Origin of the sequence: Chitinophaga arvensicola, assembly GCF_900110835.1 — a bacterium.
In the GTDB taxonomy this organism is placed as follows: Bacteria; Bacteroidota; Bacteroidia; order Chitinophagales; family Chitinophagaceae; genus Chitinophaga; species Chitinophaga arvensicola.
Genome location: NZ_FOJG01000002.1, coordinates 3,417,319 through 3,440,763, shown reverse-complemented (window position 1 = coordinate 3,440,763; position 23,445 = coordinate 3,417,319). Strand labels below are relative to the sequence as shown.

Here is a 23,445-nt window from a genome sequence, read left to right as displayed (position 1 = left end):
GATAAAGGTACTTTTATTTCTTTATCTCCACAGGCGGCGCCACATATACCTGGTAGCCTGTTGGCTGTGAGGCGGCCATCAGTAGCTTGTCTATTTCTTCCGGGTGATGTGCCTGGTAAATATATTTTCTGCGGTCAAAACGGATATGCTGATAATGCTGGTTTGCCTCCCCGATGTCTTTGTAAGGTGTGATCAGGAATATTTCTTTTATGGTGGTATCTGCTGATGCGCTTCCCGCAGGATAACTCTGCCGGACAAATAATGTAAAGCCATTTTCAAGCAGCGCGTGTAACAGTGCTGCGGACAATAATGCCAAAGGAGGTTCCATACTGGTTCAATTTCACTATTTACGCATATCTACAATAACGGCGGTTACGACGCCCCATACCTGGAATTCGGCTTCTTCTGTAATGACGATGGGTTTGTAAAAAGGGTTCTCCGGATGTAATACCCAGCTACGTCCGGCTTTTACAAGCCTTTTTACGGTGTATTCCCCATCGAGCGACGCTACAATAATATCCCCGGTAGAAGGGCGGATAGAGCGGTCTACTACGGCCATGCAGCCATCGGGAATATTGGCTTCGGTCATACTATCGCCTTTTACCCTGATAATGAAGGAGGAGGCGGGATTGGGCTGCAGGATACGGGAAAGATCTATTTCTTCTTCCTCATAATCCAGGGCAGGAGTAGGAAACCCTGCGGGGATGCTGGTATTAAAGAATGGCAGGGTTATACCCAACTCATTCAGTTTCAATGCTTGCATATAACTATCGTTTTTGTGAATACTAATAATATTAGCAAAATAAAGCTAAAATTATTAGTTAATAAAATGAATTAACAGGTCGTTTGCAAAGCCGTGAGAACCGCGACGGTACTAAGTAACAGGGGATCAATGAAGTAGGGAGACCGGTTGCTAAAACAGGCGCAGTAGAATTTTTTTTGAAAAGATTGCCCATAAGTTGCCCTGTTTTTAATGGGAAATACCGACCTGGTTGTTAATCATTTGTTATGCAGATTCTTATGTTTTTTGTTTTTACAAAATGGGCGGAGTCCGTCTTTAATTTCGTGCGCCGTTAAATGACGGTCAGAATAATATCGTAAACCTCAAATAATCCTTATTTCTTATGGGTATCCAAATCAAAGCATGGTTGTTTTGCTGCATAGCTGCTTTTTTCTTTTTAACGCCTGAAGTAGCCGCCGCAAAAGTTAAATCCAAGAAAATTGTGATCAACACCGAAAATGACGCGCGGATCTTTGTGGATGGAAAGCTGGTGAATAATACTTCTACAGAAATTAAAATAGCCGCTTATGCGCAGGTGAATGTCCGCGTGGAGAAAGTGGGCTTCATTACCCAGGAAAGAAATTACATCAACGATGGAAAACACACATTGCCGTCCACTGATTACATCAAGCTGGAAAAAGATGATGCCTATGAAAACTCCATGGTTACCAACCTGGCCAACCAGGATATTGATGTACGTACCAATCATGATGAAGAAGAATCCTGGAAACTGATCAACCGTATTATCACAGGATACTTTGATGTGATTGCAGTAACAGATAAAGCCACCGGCTACATGTGTACTGCCTGGGTCGTGAAATCTTTTAAAGCGGCCACTATCCGTACAAGATTGATTATTAAAACAGGTAACACAGATCCGCTCACCTATAAGGCCAAACTGGTCAGTGAAATAGCACCTCCGGGCGTGTCTGCCAGTTCAGATGAATCTTTCCGTAACTGGGACCGCCTCCTGCGTACTTTTGAAAATGTAGTACCTGAATTGCAAAGCCGGTTAGGAAAGTAACAGTTGAAATTTTTCAGGAACGTGAATAGTAATTGCCGCAGCATCGTTGTATGTTGCGGCAATTAATATTTTATAGTACCCCCGACTGAATATGAATGACAACGTCTTTTGCCATGTCCGGTATATATAAGCGCTTATATTTAAATTTCTGGTTAATTCCAAAAAAAACCTTTGTTATTTCATTTTACTTCCTATTTTTGCACCTGAAATTATGATTACAAACACACATACACATCATCACCATCATATCTTACCACAAGGGTAGGCAGGGGATGATTTGTGTATATCACCATATTACATCATCAACAGGGGCTTACCGGAGAGGTAAGCCCCTTTTTTTATTTTATCCGGGATGAAACTGAAAATCGCAATCCAGAAATCTGGCCGCCTGCACGACGATTCCATCAAATTATTGAAGGAGTGCGGCATCGACATCAACAATGGTGTTAACAAGCTGAAAACAGAAGCCGCTAACTTCCCGCTGGAAGTGTTTTTCCTGCGTGATGATGATATTCCACAGTACATTGAAGATGGTGTAGCAGATATAGGTATTGTGGGTGAAAATGTAGTGCTGGAAAAACAAAAGCAGGTCAACATCGTACAGAAACTCGGTTTTGGTAAATGCCGTTTATCCATGGCCGTGGAAAAATCTGTCGATTATACTTCTGTAAAAGATCTGCAAAACAAAAGAATTGCTACCAGCTATCCGGTAATTGTAGAAGAATTCCTGCAACAACATGGTATCAAAGCAGAGATCCACGAAATTAGCGGCTCTGTGGAAATAGCGCCTGGTATTGGTTTGGCCGATGCTATCTGCGACCTGGTGAGCAGCGGTTCCACCCTGTTTATGAACGGACTCAAAGAAGTGGAAACAGTATTGAAATCAGAAGCGGTACTGGCTGCCTGTCATAACCTGCAACCGGAACAACAGCTGCTGCTCGATAAACTCTTATTCCGTATTCAGGCAGTAAGAAAAGCAAAGAATAATAAATACATTCTGCTCAATGCACCCAACGATAAACTGAATGAGATCATTGGTTTGCTGCCAGGTATGAAAAGCCCCACCGTACTGCCATTGGCAGAATCAGGCTGGAGCTCTGTACATGCTGTGCTGAATGAAAACGATTTCTGGGATATCATCGAAAGCCTGAAAGCAGCCGGCGCCGAAGGAATCCTGGTAGTGCCCATTGAAAAAATGGTGATCTGATAAACTGAGTAAAAGATGCAAACAACCAGATTTCCCGATAAAAATTCCTGGAGTACACTGTTGCAACGCCCTGTGATGGATACTTCCACGCTCGAAAAGAAAGTGAATGATATCCTGCAGGAGGTACGCAGCAACGGTGACAACGCTATCAGAAAGTTTGCCGCCGAGTTTGATAAAGTGACACTGACCGATTTACAGGTGCCGGCGACCGCTTTTGAGGAAGCAGCAGCGGCGCTGGACCCCTCACTGAAAGCGGCTATTCAGCAGGCTGCAAAAAATATCACCACTTTTCACCGCGCACAACAGGAGCAGTCAAAAGTAATAGAAACCATGCCCGGTGTACAATGCTGGCGTAAGTCAGTTGCCATACAAAAGGTAGGTTTATATATTCCCGGTGGTTCTGCACCGCTGTTCTCTACGATCCTGATGCTGGGTATACCCGCTATGATAGCAGGTTGTAAAGAAATTGTACTCTGCACGCCTTCCCTGCATCCGGCAATTCTGTATACGGCCCAGCTGATCGGCATTGAAAAAGTATTTACCATCGGCGGCGTACAGGCCATCGGAGCTATGGCTTACGGTACGGAAAGCGTACCACAGGTATATAAAATCTTTGGTCCGGGTAACCAGTATGTAACCTGCGCCAAACAACTGGTGAATAAAAGCGGTGTAGCGATCGATATGCCTGCTGGTCCTTCTGAAGTGGCTGTGCTGGCGGATGATAGCTGCGTGCCTGCTTTTGTGGCAGCTGATCTGCTGTCGCAGGCAGAGCATGGTCCGGATAGCCAGGTGGTACTGGTTACTACCAGCGAAGAGGTGCTCACTAATGTTACCAGGGCGCTGGATCAGCAACTGGCAGCGTTGCCCCGCAAAGGCATTGCTACGGCTGCACTGGAAAACAGTAAAATGATCCTGGTGAAAGATATGGATACCGCCATCGATATGTTGAACGCCTACGCCCCGGAACACCTGATCCTGGCTTGCGAAGACGCAGCAGCACTCGCAGAAAAAGTAACCGATGCCGGCTCTGTGTTCATGGGTAATTATACACCAGAAAGCGCAGGCGATTATGCCTCCGGAACTAACCACACCCTGCCCACAAACGGCTATGCCAGGGCTTATAGCGGCGTGTCGCTGGATAGCTTTGTAAAAAAGATTACTTTTCAGCAGATATCGCCCGAAGGGCTCCGGAATATTGGCGCTACCATAGAAGCCATGGCAGCGGCTGAAGGCCTCGATGCACATAAAAATGCCGTTACCGTAAGATTAACACAGCTGGATTATACCGGCTCTCTAATAACAGAATAATTACTACGATATGTTTAATCTCGATACCCTGGTAAGGGAAAACATAAAACGACTGGTTCCGTACTCTACTGCCAGAGACGAATTTAAAGGCGAAGCGTCTATTTTTCTCGACGCCAATGAAAATAACTTCGGCTCTCCGCTGCCGGTGAATTACAACCGCTATCCGGATCCGATGCAATGGCAACTAAAATACAAAATTGCAGATATCAAAGGCGTGCCTCCGCAAAACATCTTTATCGGTCACGGTAGCGATGAAGCCATAGACGTGCTTTACCGCTCGTTTGTAAATCCGGGTGTGGACAATGTGATTCTTTGTCCGCCTACCTATGGCATGTACGAAGTAAGTGCGCATATCAATGATGCCATCATCCGAAAAGTAACGCTGACAGAAGATTTTCAGCTGGATATCCCTGCATTGCAACAGGCTATTGACGAAAACACAAAGCTCATCTTTATCTGTTCCCCGAATAACCCGACTGGTAATTCGATCAACAGGTCAGATATTGAATTGCTGTTGAATAACTTCGATGGGATTGTAGTGATAGACGAAGCTTACATCAACTTCTCCCGTCAGAAAACTTTTATACAGGAACTCACAGAATATCCTAATCTCGTAGTGCTGCAAACCTTGTCCAAAGCATGGGGATTAGCCGGACTCCGCATCGGGATGGCGTTTGCCAGCGAAGATATTGTGAACACTTTTAATAAAGTGAAGCCTCCTTACAATATTTCGCAGGCCACCAACGAACTGGCTTTACAGGCATTGGAAAATGTAAACCAGGTCAATGAATGGATCCGCGAAATCGTGATAGAACGCGATCTGCTTTCTGGTGCGCTGTTGCAGCTGCCGGAAGTATTACACATCTATCCCAGCGACGCCAGCTTTATCCTGGTGAAAACTACCGATGCCAAAGGTATTTACAACTACCTGATCGAACAGGGAATTGTGGTACGCGACCGTTCCAAAGTGGAGCTGTGTATGGGTTGTTTACGCATCACTATTGGTACGCCGGCCGAAAACCTGCGCCTGCTGCATGTATTGAAATCTTTTAACCTGAAAACAGCCACAACTGCATCTGCATGAAACGAGTGCTCTTTATAGACCGTGATGGTACTTTGATCAAAGAAGTACCGCCAACTTACCAGATCGATAGCCTGGACAAAGTGGAATTTTATCCCAAAGTATTTGTGAATATGGCCAGGATTGCCGCTGAGCTGGACTATGAACTGGTGATGGTCACTAACCAGGATGGCCTGGGTACAGCTTCCTTCCCGGAAGATACGTTCTGGCCCGCCCAGCAAATGATCATGAAGGCGTTTGAAAACGAAGGAGTGAAATTTGATGAGGTGTTTATTGACCGCTCTTTTCCGGCTGATAATGCGCCTACCCGCAAGCCCCGCACCGGCATGCTTACCAGATACCTGGATGGCAGCTATGATCTGGAGAATTCGTTTGTTATCGGTGACCGTATCACAGATGTGGAACTGGCGAAGAACCTGGGCGCAAAAGCTATCTGGATCAATGAAGGCTCCGGGCTGGGTAATACAGAAATCAGTGATAATGCTGCCGCTTTACAGGCTGTGATTGCACTGGAAACCACCGACTGGAACCGCATTTATGAGTTCCTGAAATTGGGGCTGCGAACAGTAACGCACGTACGAAAAACAAATGAAACAGATATCAGCATTGAGCTGAACCTGGATGGTACCGGTAAAGCGGAAATACATACCGGTCTTGGTTTCTTTGATCATATGCTGGACCAGATTGCCCGTCATGGTGCAATAGACCTGAAAATCACCGCAAAAGGCGATCTGCATATAGATGAACATCACACCATAGAAGATACCGGTATTGCGCTGGGAGAAGCTATTGCCAAAGGTCTGGGAGATAAACGCGGTATTGAAAGATACGGTTTCTGTCTGCCGATGGATGACTGCCTGGCACAGGTGGGTATTGACTTTGGCGGCCGTAACTGGGTGGTATGGGACGCTACCTTTAAAAGGGAAAAGATAGGGGAGATGCCTACCGAGATGTTCTATCATTTCTTCAAATCTTTCTCAGACGGCGCTAAAGCCAACCTGAACATCAAGGCAGAAGGGGAGAATGAGCATCATAAGATAGAGGCCATCTTTAAAACCTTTGCCAAGTCCATTAAAATGGCGGTAAAGCGGAACCCAGCCAATATGCAGCTGCCTTCTACTAAAGGGGTATTATAAGTGGCGAAGGCGCAAAAAATAAATTTGCATTTTCTAAAAAAATGTTTCATTTTTGTTCTCGCTATGCAAAATATCATTACAAATAAACATTGGTGGTGGCACGGAATCAATTCCTGATCTGTGTTACAGTGCCATGTTTCGTTTAGAAATATATTTGGAAGGCCCGCTGTTACACAGCGGGCCTTCCGCTTTTTCAGCCCTTCCCGTTTTAAAAAAACAAACACTTCACCCAATACATCATGCGTACCATTCAAGTAAAAACGAGATCCAAACAGATGCTGGCAGACATTTTCACGCCAGTGGGAATATATCTGCGGCTCCGCGATAAATTCCCGGGTTCTATCCTCCTCGAAAGCACCGACTACAGGGCCAGTGACAATAGCTACTCCTTTATATGCGTGAAGCCGATTGCCGGTATTGAAGTGACTTCCACCTCGCATTTCGAATTCAAGTATCCCAACCTGCCTGTAGAAAAGAAAGAACTGAAAAATAAACAGCAGGTACTGGATGAAATGGAGAAGTTCCTCGGTAACTACTCCTTTACCGGAAAACACCCGGTACCAATGGCACAGAGCCTCTTCGGCTACACCACTTTCGATGCCGTTCAGTTCTTTGAAACCATCGAATTCAATAAGAAGAAACAGGATGCCGGTAACACCATCCCGCTGATGCGTTACCGCTACTATCAATATGTAATAGCGATCAATCACTTTAAAGATGAACTCTTTCTTTGTGAAAACCAGGTAGAGGGCATCGACAGCGAGTTTGAACTGCTCGAATCGCTCATCCGGCACAAAGATTCCCCCGGGTATCCTTTTGCCACTACCGGGGAGGAATCGAGCAATATGACGGATACGGAATATATGCAGATGGTAGAACAAGGCAAACAACACTGCTTCCGCGGAGATGTTTTCCAGGTAGTACTCTCCAGAGCTTTCCAGCAATCCTTCAAAGGCGACGAATTCAACGTATACCGCGCCCTCCGCTCCATCAACCCCTCTCCTTATCTTTTCTTCTTCGATTACGGCGATTACAAATTAATGGGTTCCTCACCGGAAGCACAGATTGTAATTACAGATGGTAAAGCCACCATTCATCCTATAGCCGGCACTTTCCGCCGCACGGGTGATGATGAACAGGATAAAATGCTGGCCAATAAACTGCTGGAAGATCCAAAAGAAAATGCAGAACACGTGATGCTGGTAGACCTGGCGCGTAATGACCTCAGCAGAAACGCTACAGAAGTGGAAGTGGCTTCCTACAGAAAGGTGCATTTCTACTCGCATGTGATCCACCTGGTGAGTGAAGTAACCGGTAAAGTGGATCCCCAAATGAATCCGTTTACGCTGCTGGCTTCTTCTTTCCCGGCAGGTACGTTATCCGGCGCACCGAAATACCGCGCTATGGAAATCATTGACCAGTATGAGCCCACTGCACGTGGCTTCTATGGTGGTTGTATCGGGGCAGTTGGCTTCAACGGCAACTTTAACCACGCCATTATGATCCGCTCCATACTCAGTAAAATGAATACCCTGTATTACCAGGCCGGCGCCGGTGTGGTCGCTAAATCAGTGGCTTCTTCAGAACTGGAGGAAGTGAACAACAAACTCAATGCGTTAAAACAAGCCATCCTGCTGGCACAAAAAATTTAGTATGAACATCCTCGTTTTCGATAACTACGACTCATTCACCTACAACCTCGTTCATCTCGTGGAAAAGATCATCAACGGTAAAGTAACCGTGGTACGTAATGATGAAATTCCATTGGAGAAAGTAAACGACTACGATAAAATCATTTTATCACCTGGTCCTGGTATTCCGGAAGAAGCCGGATTATTACTGCCGCTGATCAAAGAATACGCACCCAGCAAATCCATTTTCGGCGTGTGTTTAGGGCAGCAGGCCATCGGCCAGGCTTTTGGAGCTTCGCTCACTAACCTGAAGGAAGTATATCATGGTGTAGCTACCAATGTGGATATTATCCGGGAAGATGGACGCCTGTTTAACGGCTTACCCCGTCAGATCCAGGCTGGACGCTACCATTCATGGGTAGTCGATGAATCTACCCTGCCGGCAGAACTGATCATCACCGCAAAAGATGAAGACGGTTTTATCATGGCATTACAGCATAACAAATATGATGTAAGCGGCGTACAATTCCATCCGGAAAGCGTACTCACCCCGCAGGGAGAAAAGATTCTGAGAAACTGGTTAAGCATGTAAGTGCAACAGATACCGGTTTTAAAATTATCGAATACCCATTCCCTAAAAATCTTCCAAAAATGAAAAAGATTCTTAATTACCTTTTCGAACATAAAACATTTAGCCGCGAAGCCGCCAAGGATATTCTTATCAGCATTTCCAAAGGCATGTTCAATGACAGCGAACTGGCTGCATTCATGACCGTGTACCTGATGCGCAGCATCACCATCGATGAATTGCTCGGCTTTCGCGACGCCCTGCTGGAACTCTGCGTTCCGGTAAATCTCAATGGTTACGATGTACTGGATATCGTAGGAACCGGCGGAGATGCAAAAAATACTTTTAATATTTCTACCTTGTCGTGCTTTGTAGTAGCCGGCGCGGGCGCAAAAGTGGCCAAACATGGCAACTATGGCGTATCTTCCGTAAGCGGCGCCTCCAATGTAATGGAGCTGGTAGGGTATAAATTCAAGAATGATGATGCCAAACTGAAAACAGAGCTGGAAGAATCAGGTATCTGCTTCCTTCATGCACCACTGTTTCACCCGGCGCTCAAACATGTAGCCGGTATCCGCCGCCAGCTGGGTGTACGTACGTTCTTTAACATGCTCGGTCCCCTGGTAAATCCGGCCCTGGCAAAACATCAGCTGATCGGTGTGTACAGCCTGGAAATGGCAAGGGTGTACAACTACCTGTTCCAGCAAACAGATAAGCAGTTTGTGATCGTTCACAGCCTGGATGGATACGATGAAATATCCCTCACAGCAGATACCAAAGTGATCACCAACAAAGGCGAACAGGACTGGACCCCGGAACAGCTGGGTAAAAGGAAAGTACACCAGGAAGATATTTACGGTGGTAACTCTACCGAAGAAGCGGCAAAGATCTTTATGAAGATCCTGAAAGGAGAAGGCACCTGGGCTCAGAACTCCGTGGTATTTGCCAACGCCGCCATGGGGTTATACAGTCTTGGTACTTACCAGTCATATGATGATTGTTTTGCTGCCGCAGTAGAATCCCTGGAATCAGGCAATGCACATAATGCGTTTAAAAAACTGATTGCTTTGCAGTCGTAGTATCAGATAGTTTATCATGAAGAATATCTTAGCAGAAATAGTTGCTCATAAACACATCGAAGTAGCTGCCCGCAAACTGCAGCGCAGCGCGCAGGACCTCCAGCAATCGCCGGCTTTTTCCCGGGAAACATTATCACTCCGCCAGTTCCTGCAACAGCCGGGAAAAACGGGTATCATCGCGGAATTCAAACGCCGCTCCCCATCAAAAGGGTTGATCAACGGAGAGGTAACGGTACAACAGGTCACCACGGCGTATACCCGCTATGGCGCCTCCGGATTATCTGTACTCACCGATGAAAAATATTTCGGCGGTTCTTCCGACGATCTGCAGCAGGCCCGCAGCTTTAACCAGATCCCCATTCTGCGGAAAGACTTTGTGATAGATGAATACCAGATCCTGGAAGCAAAAGCGATTGGCGCCGACGTGATCCTGCTCATTGCAGAATGCCTCGATGCGGCTGAAGTGGCTCATCTGGCCGCTTTTGCGAATAACCTAGGACTGGAAGTATTACTCGAAGTACACAGCGAAGCACAACTGGAAAAGGTAACGGCACATACGCACCTGGTAGGTGTGAATAACCGGGACCTGATTACTTTCCAGGTCGATTTTAACCGCTCCTGCGAACTGGCGCCAAAAATTCCGGCAGATAAAGTAAAAGTGGCGGAAAGCGGTATCAATGATCCGGCTTCCATCGTTACACTGAAAGCTGCGGGCTTTGAAGGTTTCCTGATAGGAGAACATTTTATGAAACAGGAAGATCCGGCGCGCGCTTTTGAAAATTTTGTTCAAACACTCAGCGATCTGCAATCTAAATCATAACAACATGCGTATCAAAGTTTGCGGTATCACAAGGATGAACGACTTGCAGGCGCTTGTGGAAAATAAGGTGGATTACGCCGGGTTTATTTTCCAGGAAATATCCCCCCGCTTTGCCGGCAATAAAATAGATCCCCGCTCTGTAAGGGAAACAACCGGTATCAAAAAAGTTGGGGTGTTTGTAAACGCTACCCTGGCACAGATAGAACGCACTATCTGCGACTATGCCCTGGATATGGTGCAATTACATGGCGATGAAACACCGGAGTATTGTGCACTCATCCGCACCTTTCTACCGGTAGTAAAAGCTATTCGTATAGGCGAAAACGTGAACTGGCAAACAGACGTGGCGCCCTTTATCCCGGTAACCGATTATTTTTTATTCGATACCGCTTCTACAAAGTTGTATGGCGGTACCGGTGAACGGTTTAACTGGGAGCTGCTGGCCACCTATCCATTTGAGCATCCGTTCTTTCTGAGTGGAGGGATCACACCGGATCAGGCCACAGCCATCAGTGAATTACAACTGCCGGCTTTGTTTGCCGCAGATGTGAACAGTAAGTTCGAAGACAGTCCGGGTGTAAAAAATATCCCACTGGTAGAACAATTTGTAAAACAGATACATTCATCAATAATAAAATAAGCGGTCATGGATATTGCGATTAATACCGGCAACTCCAGGTATCAGGTGGATAAGAATGGCTATTATGGCAGATTTGGCGGGGCATACATCCCGGAGATGTTATATCCCAATGTAGCGGAGCTGCAATCCAGGTACCTGGAAGTACTCAGCGATCCCGGCTTTCAACAAGAATTTGAAGACCTGCTGAGAGATTATGTGGGAAGACCTTCCCCTTTATATTTTGCCAAACGCCTGTCTGAAAAGTATAAAGCAAAAATTTATCTCAAAAGAGAAGACCTGAATCATACAGGTGCACATAAAGTAAACAATACCATCGGGCAGATCCTGCTGGCGAAACGTTTGGGCAAACATCGTATCATCGCAGAAACCGGCGCCGGACAGCATGGGGTGGCCACTGCCACCGTATGTGCGCTGATGGGCATGGAATGCGTGGTGTACATGGGCAGCATCGATATCGAACGGCAAGCACCCAATGTAGCCCGCATGAAAATGCTGGGCGCCACCGTGGTACCCGCCACCAGCGGCAGCAAAACACTGAAAGATGCTACCAATGAGGCGATCCGCGACTGGATCAATAACCCGGTAGATACCCATTATATCCTCGGTACTGCTGCCGGTCCGCATCCTTACCCGGATATGGTAGCCAGGTTCCAGTCGGTGATCAGCGAAGAAATAAAAAAGCAACTGCTGGAAAAAACCGGTAGCGAAGATCCCAACTATGTTGTGGCCTGTATAGGTGGTGGCAGTAACGCCGCCGGTGCCTATTTTCACTACCTCGACAGGGAAAATGTGAAACTGGTAGCCGTAGAAGCCGGTGGTAAAGGCGTACATAGCGGTTTTTCCGCCGCTACCACACAGCTGGGCACCATTGGTATTATCCATGCCAGCAAAACATTGCTCATGCAAACAAACGACGGACAGATAGTAGAACCACATTCTATCTCCGCAGGACTGGATTATCCCGGTATCGGACCTATGCACGCACACCTGTATGAGTCGGGCCGTGCGCAGTTCCTGTCTGCTACGGATGAAGAAGCCCTGGCTGCGGCGTATGAACTGAGCCTGCTGGAAGGAATTATTCCTGCCATGGAATCAGCGCATGCCCTGGCCAAACTGAAAGACCTTACCCTGCAACCAGAGGATGTTGTGGTAGTATGCCTTTCCGGCCGTGGGGATAAAGACCTGGATACCTATATCCGTCACATGAATAAATAAAATGGATTATGCAAAATCGTATTGATCAACTGTTTGCTAAAAAGCAACACGGCGTTTTAAATATATATTGCACGGCTGGTTTTCCGCAATTAAATGATACCCTGCCGGTAATGACCGCTTTGCAACAACATGGTGCGGACCTCATTGAACTGGGTATGCCCTTCTCCGATCCGCTGGCCGATGGCCCTGTGATCCAGGACAGCAGCACTAAAGCGCTGCAGAATGGTATGAGCCTGCATAAGTTGTTTGAACAACTCAGCGGCTTCCGCGATCGTATACAGGTGCCCGTTATCCTGATGGGATACTTCAACCCGGTACTGACTTACGGCGTAGAAGCCTTTTGCGCCAAATGCGCGGAAGTAGGAGTAGACGGCATCATTGTACCAGACCTGCCGATGGCAGAATATGAAAACGAGTACAGACCCGTTTTTGAGAAATATAACCTGCATTTAATCTTCCTGGTAACACCAGAAACCAGCGAAGAGCGGATCCGTAAAATAGATAGCCTGAGCAAGGGTTTCCTGTATGCGGTATCATCTTCTTCCACTACCGGGAAAGACAAGGATATGGGCGATCAGCAGGCTTATTTTGAACGGTTGAAAAAGCTGCAGCTCAGCAACCCGGTTTTAATTGGTTTTGGTATAAAAGATAAAGCTACTTTTGAGGCAGCTTCGGCACATGCCAACGGCGCTATTATCGGTACTGCCTTTATTAAAGCCATTGAGCACAGCCAGAATATAGATGAAACGGTGAAAACGTTTATTTCGGGAATAATTCAGCAATAACATGAAAACGGTTATCATAAAATATAACGCCGGTAATATCCGCTCTGTGCAGTTTGCATTGGAGCGTTTAGGCGTAAACGGTACAGTGACAGATGATCACGAAGAGATCATGTCGGCCGATAAAGTAATTTTTCCTGGTGTGGGAGAAGCCAGTACGGCTATGCAATACCTGAAGGAAAGAAAGCTGGATACCGTGATTGCCGGTTTAAAACAGCCGGTGTTGGGCATCTGCCTGGGCATGCAGTTGTTGTGCAGGCATTCAGAAGAAAACGACACGCCTTGTATCGGTGTATTCGATGTGGACGTAAAACGTTTTCAGTCGCCTGTTGAAAACCTGCTGAAAATACCACAGATCGGCTGGAACAATATCACCGGTTTACACAGCGTGGTATTTGAGCATGTACCGGAAAATGCCTACATGTATTTCGTACATAGCTACTATGCCGCACTGGGCGCCGATACCGTAGCTATCACCAATTATGTGATCAACTACAGCGCGGCGCTGCAGAAGGATAATTTTTACGCCGTACAGTTTCACCCGGAGAAATCTGCAGAAGCTGGTGCGCGTATCATTGAAAACTTTTTGAACCTGTAAGATGAATATCCGGAAAATCAGTGCAGAAGATACACTCCAACTTCGCCGGGATGTGCTGTATCCGAACGAATCGCTGGCTGCTGTAAAAGTAGATCATGATGAAGACGGGTTACACTTTGGCGTTTTTGATAATGGAGAACTGGTGACCGTTGTATCTCTTTTCCTGGGCCGCGACAGCGCACAGTTCCGTAAACTCGCTACAGCGCCGGCAGCACAGGGCAAAGGCTTTGGTAAAGCCATACTGGCGCATCTGGTAGCTATCTGCAAAAAAGAAAAAATAAAACTGCTCTGGTGCAATGCCCGGGATACCGCAGAAACATTTTATGACCGGCTGGGCTATACCACAAAAGGTGACTACTTTATCAAAGGCGGGATCACTTTTATCAGGATGGAACTGCCATTGGATCAGGATATGACAACAAAGAAATTCGAAATAATACCCGCCATCGATATCATCGATGGTAAGTGCGTTCGGTTAACGCAGGGCGATTACAGCCAGCAGAAAATATATAATGAGCATCCGCTGGAAGTGGCAAAAGAATTTGAAGCAATCGGTGTGCGCCGTTTACATCTCGTAGATCTCGACGGGGCTAAAAAGGGTGCGGTGGTAAACTGGAAAGTACTGGAAAGCATTGCCGGTAAAACCGGTCTGGTGACCGATTTTGGCGGTGGTATCAAAACCGGTAAAGACCTCGATATTGTATTTGAAAGCGGTGCTGCTTTAGCAACCATCGGTAGTGTGGCAGTGAAGCAACCGGAATTATTTTTCAGCTGGGTAAAACAATACGGCGCTGATAAAATATTCCTGGGTGCAGATGTGAAGGAAGAAAAAATTGCCGTAGGTGGCTGGTTGGAAACAACGGAGCTGTCGGTGTTCGACTTCCTGGAAAGTAATATTGCACAGGGCGTTACCAATATCTTTTGTACGGATATCGCGAAAGATGGGCTTTTACAGGGCCCCTCCATTGATTTGTACAAAAAAATCATAGAACGCTTCCCGGGTATTAACTTTGTGGCCAGTGGCGGGGTGAGTAACATTGAGGATGTGGCCGCACTGCAGGAAATTGGCTGTAGTGGCGCTATTATCGGTAAAGCTATCTATGAGGGTAATATCTCCATGGAAGCATTAAAAACATTCCTGTAAACTAATTGCATATGTTGACCAAACGCATCATACCATGCCTGGATATCAAAGACGGACGTACCGTGAAAGGCATCAATTTTGAAAACATCCGTGATGCCGGCGATCCTGTGGAACTGGGTGCATTATATGCTTCGCAGGGAGCAGATGAACTGGTATTTCTCGATATAACGGCTACGAACGAACGGAGAAAAACACTGGCGGAACTGGTAACAGATATTGCCCGGCATGTGAATATTCCGTTTACCGTAGGTGGTGGTATTTCATCTGTAGAAGATGTATATGTACTGCTGCAATCCGGTGCGGATAAGATTTCCGTAAATACTTCTGCGTTTAAGGATCCGGCATTGGTAGACCGGTTGTCACGCGAGTTCGGCAGTCAGTGTATTGTGCTGGCGATCGACACGCGTTTTGAGGATGGCGACTGGTACGTATACCTCAACGGTGGCCGTGTGAAAACAGAGGTGAAGGCGTTCGACTGGGCCAAAGAAGCGGTAAGTCGCGGCGCCGGCGAAATCCTGCTGACTTCCATGAACAACGACGGCACCAAGAAAGGGTTTGCCCTGGATATTACCGGCCAGATGGCGCAAAACCTGAATGTGCCGGTGATTGCTTCCGGAGGAGCGGGCACCATGGAACATTTTACAGATGTTTTTGAAAACGCACAGGCAGATGCAGCCCTTGCAGCCAGCATCTTCCACTATAAAGAAATAGAAATTCCTGCGCTCAAAACCTTTCTCTATAACAAAGGTGTGAACGTAAGATTTTAGTGATCCCTGAAATAAGTAAACAATGCAGATAGATTTTCAAAAGTCGCCCGATGGTCTGGTACCGGCCGTAATACAGGATTCCGTGACCAACAAAGTGCTGATGCTCGGTTATATGAACCGGGAATCGCTCGAAAAAACCATGCTGGAAGGCAAGGTGACTTTTTTCAGCCGCTCAAAGAACCGTTTGTGGACAAAAGGAGAAGAGAGCGGTAATTTCTTGTTGGTAAAAGACCTGATGGTAGATTGCGACCAGGATACCATTCTCATCAAAGCCAGTCCTGTAGGCCCGGTATGCCATACCGGTGCAGATACCTGCTGGGATGAAAAGAATGTGGGCAACGATTTTCTGGCGTCTCTCGAAAATATTATCACCGACCGGAAAAACAATCCGTCAGATAAATCCTATACAGCCAGCCTGTTTGCCAAAGGCATCAACAAGATTGCGCAGAAAGTAGGAGAGGAAGCGGTAGAAGTAGTGATTGAAGCAAAGGACAACAACGATGAACTGTTTCTCAATGAATCCGCGGATCTGTTGTTCCATTACCTGATCCTGTTGCAGGCTAAAGGTTTCCAGTTATCAGATGTTATATCGGTGTTAAAACAGCGACATAAATAACGTACCGGCATCGCCGGTTTTTAGATTGTCTTACTCAGGATTTAACTGATTATCTTGATTTTTCTGATTTTATTTTTATTCATTATAGGTTGATAATTAACTTATAAGCCTGAGTTAAGAAAAAATGGCATCAGAAAATCAGTTTAATCATCAAAATCCGGGGTAAGACAATTTTGTTTGCCGGCGAAGCCGGCCCTCTCCTCCATGAAGAAATCTCTTCGTATATTACACCCCACTAACTAATTAAAATAATTCGTAATGAAACAGATGTTACTGTTAGCCGCTGCAGTGTTGGTTTTCACAGGTGTGCATGCCCAGCAGGTATCGGGTATTGTGAGAGGGGGCAACGGCAAAACCATTTATCTTTTTGATGACCAGGATAATAACCCGGATGATTCTGTGGTGATAAAGAATGAGCAGTTCAGTTTCCGTGTGAAAAGTGGCAAAGAGCCATCTGTGTATGCGCTTATCCTGAAGGATGTGAATTATCCGATGCTGTTTGTAACCGGTGGCAATGAGCCTATCCAGCTCACCACATCGGTGAGTACTTATCCCATTGCCACCTCAGTGAAAGGCAATGAGAATACGCAGGCAATGCAGGAATACCAGAAAGCATTTGAGCCGTTGATAAAAAAGGCGCAGGAGCTGAATGAAGAAGCCCAGACGGTGAATCCGGAAGATGAACCGGGAAAAAATGCATTCCGGAAGAAAGCAGAAGTATTTAGCAGGGATGTGGTGAATACGGGCAAGCAGTTTATTACTTCGCATCCGCGTAGTATTGCAAGTATCTGGCTGTTAATGAACGAATTGCGCAGCAGACTGGAGCCGGAAGAGTTCAGGGCTTTGTTTAATTCACTGGATAAGTCGGTGCAGGAAAGCCAATATGGCCAGAGCGTAACCGCCTATGTAAAAAGTTTGCAGGCAAATGTGCTGAATATCGCCGCAGACGATTTTTCCCAGCAGGATACCAAGGGAAACCCGGTGAAGCTGTCTTCTTTCCGTGGCAAGTATGTGCTGGTAGATTTCTGGGCCAGCTGGTGTGGTCCTTGCCGCCAGGAAAATCCTAATGTAGTAAAGGCTTATAACAGGTTCAAGGATAAAAATTTCACCGTGTTGGGAGTATCCCTGGATGATAACCGTGACCGTTGGTTACGGGCGATCAGTCAGGATGGACTACACTGGACCCAGGTGTCTGATTTGAGGGGTTGGGGCAATGAAGTGGCCGTTCAGTATGGCGTTCAGTCGATCCCTACCAACTTCCTGGTAGATCCGGATGGCAAGATCGTAGCCCGTAATCTGCGTGGTGAAGAGCTGGAGGCAAAACTGGAACAGCTACTGAAATAGCCGTTTATCAAAATCAGGTTGCGAATGAGCGGCCGATTTTACAAATTTGTTATTCGTAAAACAAAAACCAATGAAAAAAATTATTGCAGGTATTGCCCTTTTAGCCCCGGTGGCATTGTTTGCCCAGGACAAGAAAGGAACGGCTGCCGGTAAACCTTACACTATACAGGGAACTGTTTCCCAGCAACAAACCCCCGCTACCGTTTACCTCAGAATGCGTAAAGGCGGTGAAAATTTTGTAGATAGCGCCCAGATCAAAGAGGGTAAGTTTACCTTCAATGGTACGCTGGAAGAGCCGGCACTGGTAAGTTTGATGCTGGTGCAGAAAGGCAGCGAAAAACCGGTATCTATGGGCCGCGATATGCTGGCCGTATTTATGGATAAAGGAACGGTGAATATCAACACTACCGATTCTATCAGCAAAGCCACTGTTACCGGTTCCAAAGCCAACGACGACTATAAAAAGTTGAATGAGCAGCTGAAAGACGTGAATGAGAAAGGCGCCGCCTTGCAGAATCAATACCGTGAACTCGCCAAGAACAAGGACGAAGAAGGTATCAAGAAATTGGAAGCAGCATATGACGCCCTGGATGCAGAAGAGAAGAAAATAGAGAATGATTTTCTTTCTAAAAATACCAACTCCCCGATAGCGATGTTCGTATTGAACCAGGTAGCCGGATACGATCTGAAACCTGCTGAAATCACGCCGCTGTTTAAGAAACTGAGCAAAGAGGCAAAGAATTCTCCTTCCGGTAAAGAATTTTCCAAACGCCTGGAATCTGCCCGTAAAACGGCGATAGGCCAGCCTGCTATTGAATTTGCACAGGCAGATGCAACAGGCAAAAACATCAGTCTCTCTTCTTTCCGTGGCAAATATGTACTGGTAGATTTCTGGGCCAGCTGGTGCGGTCCCTGTCGTGCAGAAAACCCGAACGTGGTAAAGGCTTACGATAAATTCAAATCCAAAGGCTTCGAAATCCTGGGCGTTTCCCTGGATGATAAAAAAGACAAGTGGCTGGCAGCAGTTGATGCCGACAAGCTCACCTGGACACATGTTTCCGACCTGAAAGGCTGGAAAAATGCAGCAGCAGACCTCTACGGCGTTCGTGCTATTCCGCAGAATGTGCTGATCGATCCTAAAGGAAAGATCGTGGCTAAAAACCTCCGTGGCGATGAACTCGCGTCTAAACTGGAAGAAATTCTGAAATAATTATTCCCCCTTCGGGAGATAACATTATAAAAAGGTGCACAGGAATACATCCTGTGCACCTTTTTCTTTTTTCCCGAAAAAAATATTTGTTTATCTACGAAATGTTCGTAGATTTACGAAAGGATCGTAATTAAAATATAATGTTGTTTATGGAAAAACTGACCCAGCAAGAAGAAACAGCCATGCTGGCTATCTGGAAAGTAGGGAAAGGTTTTGTGAAAGACTTTCTGGAAGCGCACAGCGCTCCGGTGCCGCCGTATACTACGCTGGCTTCCACCATCAAGAACCTGGAAAAGAAAGGGTTCCTGGAAAGCCGGAAGATGGGTAACGTATATGAATACACGCCTATCATGGAAGAAGCCGCCTATAAACAACGTTTTATGAATGGCTTTGTAAAAGATTATTTCGAAAACTCTTACAAGGAGCTGGTATCCTTTTTCGCAAAGGAAAAGAAGATCAGTCCGGCAGAGTTAAAGGAAATTATCAGCATGATAGAAAAAGGTAAATAATAAACTACTGGCTATGGTACCTGCTATTTTAATATACCTGTTAAAGGCAAATATCGCACTGACTTTATTTTTTCTCGCTTACCGTTTTGGTTTGCGGAGGCTCACCTTTTATACCGGCAACAGGGTATTCCTACTCACGGGTATTGCATTTTCATCCTTGTTTCCCTTAGTACCTATCGATACCTTTATCAATAAACATGAAGTGCTGGCGGGCAGTGTCATGACCTATATCCCGGATTTGTCGGCCTGGCAGGCGCCAGCGCCGGTGTTCACCATCTGGACATTGCTGGTATACATTTTCTGGACAGGGGTATCAGTAATGGCTATACGCTTTGGTATCCAGTTGTTTTCCCTCTGGAAAATTCACCGGAGCTCACAGCACAGTAAAATAGCGGATACACCAGTGCAGGTATTGGAACAGCCGGTAAATCCTTTTTCTTTCTTCCGCAATATTTATATCAACCCCTCCCTGCATCAACCGGATGAACTGCCGTCTATTCTGCGTCATGAAATGGTACACGTAGGCCAATGGCATAGCGTGGATGTGGTACTGGGAGAGCTGAACAATATTTTTTACTGGTTCAATCCCGGTGCATGGCTCATGAAAACAGCTATCCGCGAGAACCTGGAATTTATTACAGACAGATACCTGCTCAAACAGGGCATCGATAAAACCGCCTATCAATACAATCTGATAAAAGTAAGTGGGATCCCATATGCGACGGCCATCGCAAACAATTTCAATTTCTCACATCTTAAAAACAGGATCATCATGATGAACAGCAAAAAGTCATCACGTTATCAGGTGGCACGTTACCTGGTATTAGGACTGCTGGTTGGAGGGACCGTGTTGTCGCTGAATTATACAAAAGCCACATCCGTTATTCCTTTTGCCAACGTCAAAGATACCGTTCCACCGCCGCCACCATCAGCACCGAAAACGCCACCGCCACCACCAAAGGCGCCAAAGCCACCAAAAGATGCAAAGCTGGCGCCGCCAACAGTTGTGAAAGATGTTGTATTACCTCCGCCGGTAATAGTAAAGGACCCCGTACCGCGAGGCAATGCGCTTACGCTCCGCGTGGACGACCCTTCCAAAGCACCGCTCTATGTAGTGGATGGTAAGGTGGTACCTTCTATTGAATCTATTTCACCCAACGGTATTGAATCTATCAATGTGCTGAAAGACCAGTCTGCGGTGGCCATTTATGGCGAACGTGGAAGAAACGGGGTCATACAGGTAACCACCAAGAAAGGCGCAATCACTGTGGTGCCTGTGCAACTGTCAGACCTGGGGTCCGATACTGCTAACAAGATCACTATCAGTTTAAAACCACAGGGCCAGGTAATCGGTTATGGAGGAAATAACAACGGAAAGGGGCAAGGCATTCCGGCTGGTGTGCTGGTAGTAGTAGACGGTAAAGAAACATCCCGCGAAGCTGCCAACGCCATACCTCCGGGTGAAATCAAAACAGTGAACGTTCTTAAAGGAGGCAGTGCTACCATGTTTAAAGGAAAGCCTCAGCCTAATGGGGTTATATTGATCACCACCAAAGGAAACTCCATAACGGTTTCTGATGATCATTCTATCAGCGCTGATACCATTTTCGTAAGATAATAATTGCTCTTTATAGCACAAAAAGCCACGGTCCGCCACCGTGGCATTTTTGTTTTTGCACAACATTATCCAGTCGCGGCTGTTTATATAGGTCTAACAATCCCACAGCTTATGTTACAGAAAGGAGATACCGCACCCGATTTTACTTTAAGCGCCACCCCGGAAAAAATGGTCCATTTAAAGGATCTCCGGGGAAAAAATGTGATCCTGGCTTTTTACCCGGCCGACTGGAGCCCGGTATGCAGCGATCAGATGGCTCTGTACAATGAGATGCTGCATTATTTCGATAAGTACAACGCCATACTACTCGGCATTTCCGTGGATGGCGCCTGGTGCCATGCTGCTTTCGCAAGTGCCCGGCAGATTCACTTCGATCTGCTCTCCGATTTTGAACCTAAAGGAGCTGTCGCAAAGCTTTATGGCGTGTATGAAGAAAAAAGAGGACTCAGTCAGCGGGCGCTGTTTGTGATCGACGCCAATGGCATCATTCAATGGAGCTATTTATCGCCTGTCAATGAAAACCCGGGCGCAGATGGTATCCTGGCCGCATTGGAAAATCTAAAAACCAACTGATATGCCCACCCTGATCCCACCCATAAATGCACTGGATCATATTATCGGGGCGCCTGACGCAACGATTGAAGTGGTAGAATACGGCGACTTTCAATGTCCTTATTGCCGGGAAGCCTTTTTTGTGGTAAAGCAATTGCAGGAACGTTTTGCGGACAAGCTCCGCTTCGTATTCCGGAATTTCCCTTTGTCAGAGGCACATGAATTTGCCATGGACGCAGCCCTGGCAGCCGAAGCAGCCGCAAAGCAAAATCGTTTCTGGGAAATGCATGATGCGATCTACAACCGCCAGCCTGAATTAAACGAGGCGTTCTTATTACGACTGGCGGCTGATTTTGACCTGGATCTGCGCAAATTTGCAGACGATATGGAGTCGCCGGCGCTGTTGAGCAGAGTGGAGGCCGACTTTGAAAGTGGCGTCCGCAGCGGGGTAAACGGTACGCCCACTTTTTACCTGGATGGCAAACGCTATAACGGCGACTACCGGGTATTATCTTCTTTTCTTGATAGCTGATATGCCCGTTTTCCGGAAATTATCCTCGTTTCCGGGCTGCCGATGCTATTCCGGCGATTATTTAGCATCCGCTGAACGCACACAACGGAAGCCCAGGTTGGCAAGGCCGGATTCCGGTGTACTTTTCATCCTGGCAGATACGCGATAACCACGGCAATATTCATCACTACACATAAAGGAGCCGCCCCTGATCACCCGTTTAGCCTGGCCGGGATCATCTGGGTCATTGGCCGTAACAGGACCTGCAGGTGCTTTCACGCCTTTTTCCCCCTGGACATAATAAGCGGCATCGTACCAGTCTTCACACCACTCCCATACATTTCCGGACATATCATACAGCTGATAACCATTAGGGCTATACGATTTTACCGGCGCCAGTCCATAGTAACCATCTGTTTTAGTATTATGATAAGGGAAATTCCCGTTCCAGGTATTGGCTTTTGGTTTGCCGCTGGTGAGGGCTTCTTCTCCCCAGGGATATATTTTACCGGACAGTCCGCCACGGGCGGCGTATTCCCATTCCGCCTCTGTAGGAAGGCGTTTCCCGGCCCATTTGGCATATGCCTGTGCATCGAGCCACGACACCTGTGTAACGGGCTCATTGTCCCGGTTATGGATGTTGCTGTTGGGTCCTTCCGGGTGTTGCCAGGTAGTACCCGCCACAAATGACCACCACTGGGAAATATCATTGAAAGGAACGGCATGGTCCGGTGGCGTAAATACCAGGGCGCCTGGGAGCGTCATACCGGCCAGCGTGGCGCTGTCGGGTTCTGGAGTGCCGGGAGGCAAACTGGCCATCAGTTCTTCTTTGCTGATGGGTTTTTCTGCTGTAGTAACATAACCGGTGGCGGCTACAAACTGGGCAAACTCTTTATTGGTCACTTCATGTTCATCCATCCAGAAGGAGGGAATAGCCACCGTGTGTTTAGGATATTCATCCGGCATACCGGTAGAATCGTCAGCGCCCATGGCAAAGCTGCCTGCCGGGATCAATACCATTTTATTCAATGAATCCTTGTCCGCTGCAGTGGTACCCTGTTTGCCAGGATTGCCCGCGCAGGCGCTTATCAGCGCTACTCCAAGCACCAGGTATATCTTTTTCATGTGATTGTCTATCGTTTTACTAGGGTATCAAAAATAATAAATTCAACCGATGATTTTTTTATTTTCGGCAGAAGTGGATCCCCTTTGCAGGTCATCCGGTAAAGTGTAAAAGTGGCCGTTAACAATTATATAATTAAATTTCCCCGAAAACTGTTGTAAACTGCACCCTGTTACGGGAA

The 23,445-nt window shown here is 46.6% G+C and carries 25 protein-coding genes; 22 read left to right on the top strand and 3 right to left on the bottom strand.

Annotation, left to right across the window (positions count from 1 at the left end):
• Positions 1–13 precede the first annotated feature (13 nt).
• Together BMW79_RS30935 and BMW79_RS30930 are read right to left on the bottom strand one after the other, a co-directional pair.
• A complete protein-coding gene (locus tag BMW79_RS30935; protein WP_089902720.1) occupies positions 14–328 on the bottom strand; it encodes a hypothetical protein in 315 nt (104 codons plus the stop codon).
• A gap of 15 nt (positions 329–343) precedes the next feature.
• On the bottom strand, positions 344–763 hold the full coding sequence (locus BMW79_RS30930) for a LexA family protein (protein WP_089902717.1): 420 nt from the start codon (positions 761–763) through the stop codon (positions 344–346).
• 361 nt (positions 764–1,124) lie between these two features.
• Here BMW79_RS30930 and BMW79_RS30925 point away from each other — a divergent pair, with 361 nt between their 5' ends.
• The 22 genes from BMW79_RS30925 (at position 1,125) to BMW79_RS30820 (ending at position 22,162) form a co-directional block, all read left to right on the top strand.
• Positions 1,125–1,805 carry a hypothetical protein gene (locus BMW79_RS30925; RefSeq protein WP_089902714.1) on the top strand — a complete coding sequence of 227 codons (681 nt, stop codon included), beginning with the start codon at positions 1,125–1,127 and terminating at the stop codon, positions 1,803–1,805.
• A gap of 352 nt (positions 1,806–2,157) precedes the next feature.
• Positions 2,158–3,012 (top strand): ATP phosphoribosyltransferase, encoded by an 855-nt coding sequence (gene hisG, locus BMW79_RS30920; protein ID WP_089902711.1) that lies wholly within the window; start codon positions 2,158–2,160, stop codon positions 3,010–3,012.
• Between the two features lie 15 nt (positions 3,013–3,027).
• Positions 3,028–4,320: a histidinol dehydrogenase gene (hisD, locus tag BMW79_RS30915; protein WP_089902708.1), complete on the top strand. Its 1,293-nt coding sequence runs from the start codon at positions 3,028–3,030 to the stop codon at positions 4,318–4,320.
• A 10-nt stretch (positions 4,321–4,330) separates the two neighbouring features.
• Entirely contained in the window at positions 4,331–5,404 is a 1,074-nt protein-coding gene (gene hisC / locus BMW79_RS30910; RefSeq protein ID WP_089902705.1) for a histidinol-phosphate transaminase, read from the top strand.
• On the top strand, positions 5,401–6,537 hold the full coding sequence (gene hisB, locus BMW79_RS30905) for a bifunctional histidinol-phosphatase/imidazoleglycerol-phosphate dehydratase HisB (protein ID WP_089902702.1): 1,137 nt from the start codon (positions 5,401–5,403) through the stop codon (positions 6,535–6,537). Before hisC ends, hisB begins: the two co-directional genes overlap by 4 nt.
• A gap of 239 nt (positions 6,538–6,776) precedes the next feature.
• Positions 6,777–8,189, top strand: a complete 1,413-nt coding sequence (locus tag BMW79_RS30900) for an anthranilate synthase component I family protein (RefSeq protein ID WP_089902699.1) — start codon at positions 6,777–6,779, stop codon at positions 8,187–8,189.
• 1 nt (position 8,190) lies between these two features.
• Entirely contained in the window at positions 8,191–8,760 is a 570-nt protein-coding gene (locus BMW79_RS30895; RefSeq protein WP_089902697.1) for an anthranilate synthase component II, read from the top strand.
• Between the two features lie 59 nt (positions 8,761–8,819).
• Positions 8,820–9,815, top strand: coding sequence for an anthranilate phosphoribosyltransferase (gene trpD, locus BMW79_RS30890; protein ID WP_089902694.1), 996 nt, complete (start codon positions 8,820–8,822; stop codon positions 9,813–9,815).
• A gap of 16 nt (positions 9,816–9,831) precedes the next feature.
• Positions 9,832–10,635: an indole-3-glycerol phosphate synthase TrpC gene (gene trpC / locus BMW79_RS30885; protein ID WP_089902691.1), complete on the top strand. Its 804-nt coding sequence runs from the start codon at positions 9,832–9,834 to the stop codon at positions 10,633–10,635.
• 4 nt (positions 10,636–10,639) lie between these two features.
• Positions 10,640–11,275: a phosphoribosylanthranilate isomerase gene (locus BMW79_RS30880; RefSeq protein ID WP_089902688.1), complete on the top strand. Its 636-nt coding sequence runs from the start codon at positions 10,640–10,642 to the stop codon at positions 11,273–11,275.
• Between the two features lie 6 nt (positions 11,276–11,281).
• Positions 11,282–12,490, top strand: a complete 1,209-nt coding sequence (gene trpB, locus BMW79_RS30875) for a tryptophan synthase subunit beta (protein ID WP_089902685.1) — start codon at positions 11,282–11,284, stop codon at positions 12,488–12,490.
• Positions 12,491–12,498: 8 nt separating this feature from the next.
• Positions 12,499–13,275 (top strand): tryptophan synthase subunit alpha, encoded by a 777-nt coding sequence (gene trpA / locus BMW79_RS30870; RefSeq protein ID WP_089902682.1) that lies wholly within the window; start codon positions 12,499–12,501, stop codon positions 13,273–13,275.
• 1 nt (position 13,276) lies between these two features.
• Positions 13,277–13,870, top strand: coding sequence for an imidazole glycerol phosphate synthase subunit HisH (gene hisH / locus BMW79_RS30865; protein WP_089902679.1), 594 nt, complete (start codon positions 13,277–13,279; stop codon positions 13,868–13,870).
• Between the two features lies 1 nt (position 13,871).
• Complete coding sequence (gene hisA / locus BMW79_RS30860) at positions 13,872–15,014, top strand: 1-(5-phosphoribosyl)-5-[(5-phosphoribosylamino)methylideneamino]imidazole-4-carboxamide isomerase (RefSeq protein WP_089902676.1); 1,143 nt, start codon at positions 13,872–13,874, stop codon at positions 15,012–15,014.
• 11 nt (positions 15,015–15,025) lie between these two features.
• Positions 15,026–15,781: an imidazole glycerol phosphate synthase subunit HisF gene (gene hisF / locus BMW79_RS30855; protein ID WP_089902673.1), complete on the top strand. Its 756-nt coding sequence runs from the start codon at positions 15,026–15,028 to the stop codon at positions 15,779–15,781.
• A 22-nt stretch (positions 15,782–15,803) separates the two neighbouring features.
• Positions 15,804–16,397, top strand: a complete 594-nt coding sequence (hisIE, locus tag BMW79_RS30850) for a bifunctional phosphoribosyl-AMP cyclohydrolase/phosphoribosyl-ATP diphosphatase HisIE (protein ID WP_089902671.1) — start codon at positions 15,804–15,806, stop codon at positions 16,395–16,397.
• Between the two features lie 258 nt (positions 16,398–16,655).
• Positions 16,656–17,741, top strand: a complete 1,086-nt coding sequence (locus BMW79_RS30845; protein WP_245752753.1) for an AhpC/TSA family protein — start codon at positions 16,656–16,658, stop codon at positions 17,739–17,741.
• Positions 17,742–17,811: 70 nt separating this feature from the next.
• Positions 17,812–18,951 carry a redoxin domain-containing protein gene (locus tag BMW79_RS30840; RefSeq protein WP_089902670.1) on the top strand — a complete coding sequence of 380 codons (1,140 nt, stop codon included), beginning with the start codon at positions 17,812–17,814 and terminating at the stop codon, positions 18,949–18,951.
• A gap of 149 nt (positions 18,952–19,100) precedes the next feature.
• A complete protein-coding gene (locus tag BMW79_RS30835; protein WP_089904470.1) occupies positions 19,101–19,460 on the top strand; it encodes a BlaI/MecI/CopY family transcriptional regulator in 360 nt (119 codons plus the stop codon).
• A gap of 13 nt (positions 19,461–19,473) precedes the next feature.
• Positions 19,474–21,078 (top strand): M56 family metallopeptidase, encoded by a 1,605-nt coding sequence (locus tag BMW79_RS30830; RefSeq protein ID WP_089902667.1) that lies wholly within the window; start codon positions 19,474–19,476, stop codon positions 21,076–21,078.
• A gap of 111 nt (positions 21,079–21,189) precedes the next feature.
• Positions 21,190–21,651, top strand: a complete 462-nt coding sequence (locus BMW79_RS30825; RefSeq protein WP_089902664.1) for a peroxiredoxin — start codon at positions 21,190–21,192, stop codon at positions 21,649–21,651.
• 1 nt (position 21,652) lies between these two features.
• Positions 21,653–22,162 (top strand): DsbA family protein, encoded by a 510-nt coding sequence (locus tag BMW79_RS30820; protein ID WP_089902661.1) that lies wholly within the window; start codon positions 21,653–21,655, stop codon positions 22,160–22,162.
• 57 nt (positions 22,163–22,219) lie between these two features.
• On the opposite strand, the gene BMW79_RS30815 is transcribed toward BMW79_RS30820, so the two are convergent.
• The gene (locus BMW79_RS30815) at positions 22,220–23,266 is read right to left on the bottom strand and encodes a formylglycine-generating enzyme family protein (RefSeq protein ID WP_089902658.1); all 1,047 of its coding nucleotides are present in this window, start codon (positions 23,264–23,266) and stop codon (positions 22,220–22,222) included.
• Positions 23,267–23,445 lie beyond the last annotated feature (179 nt).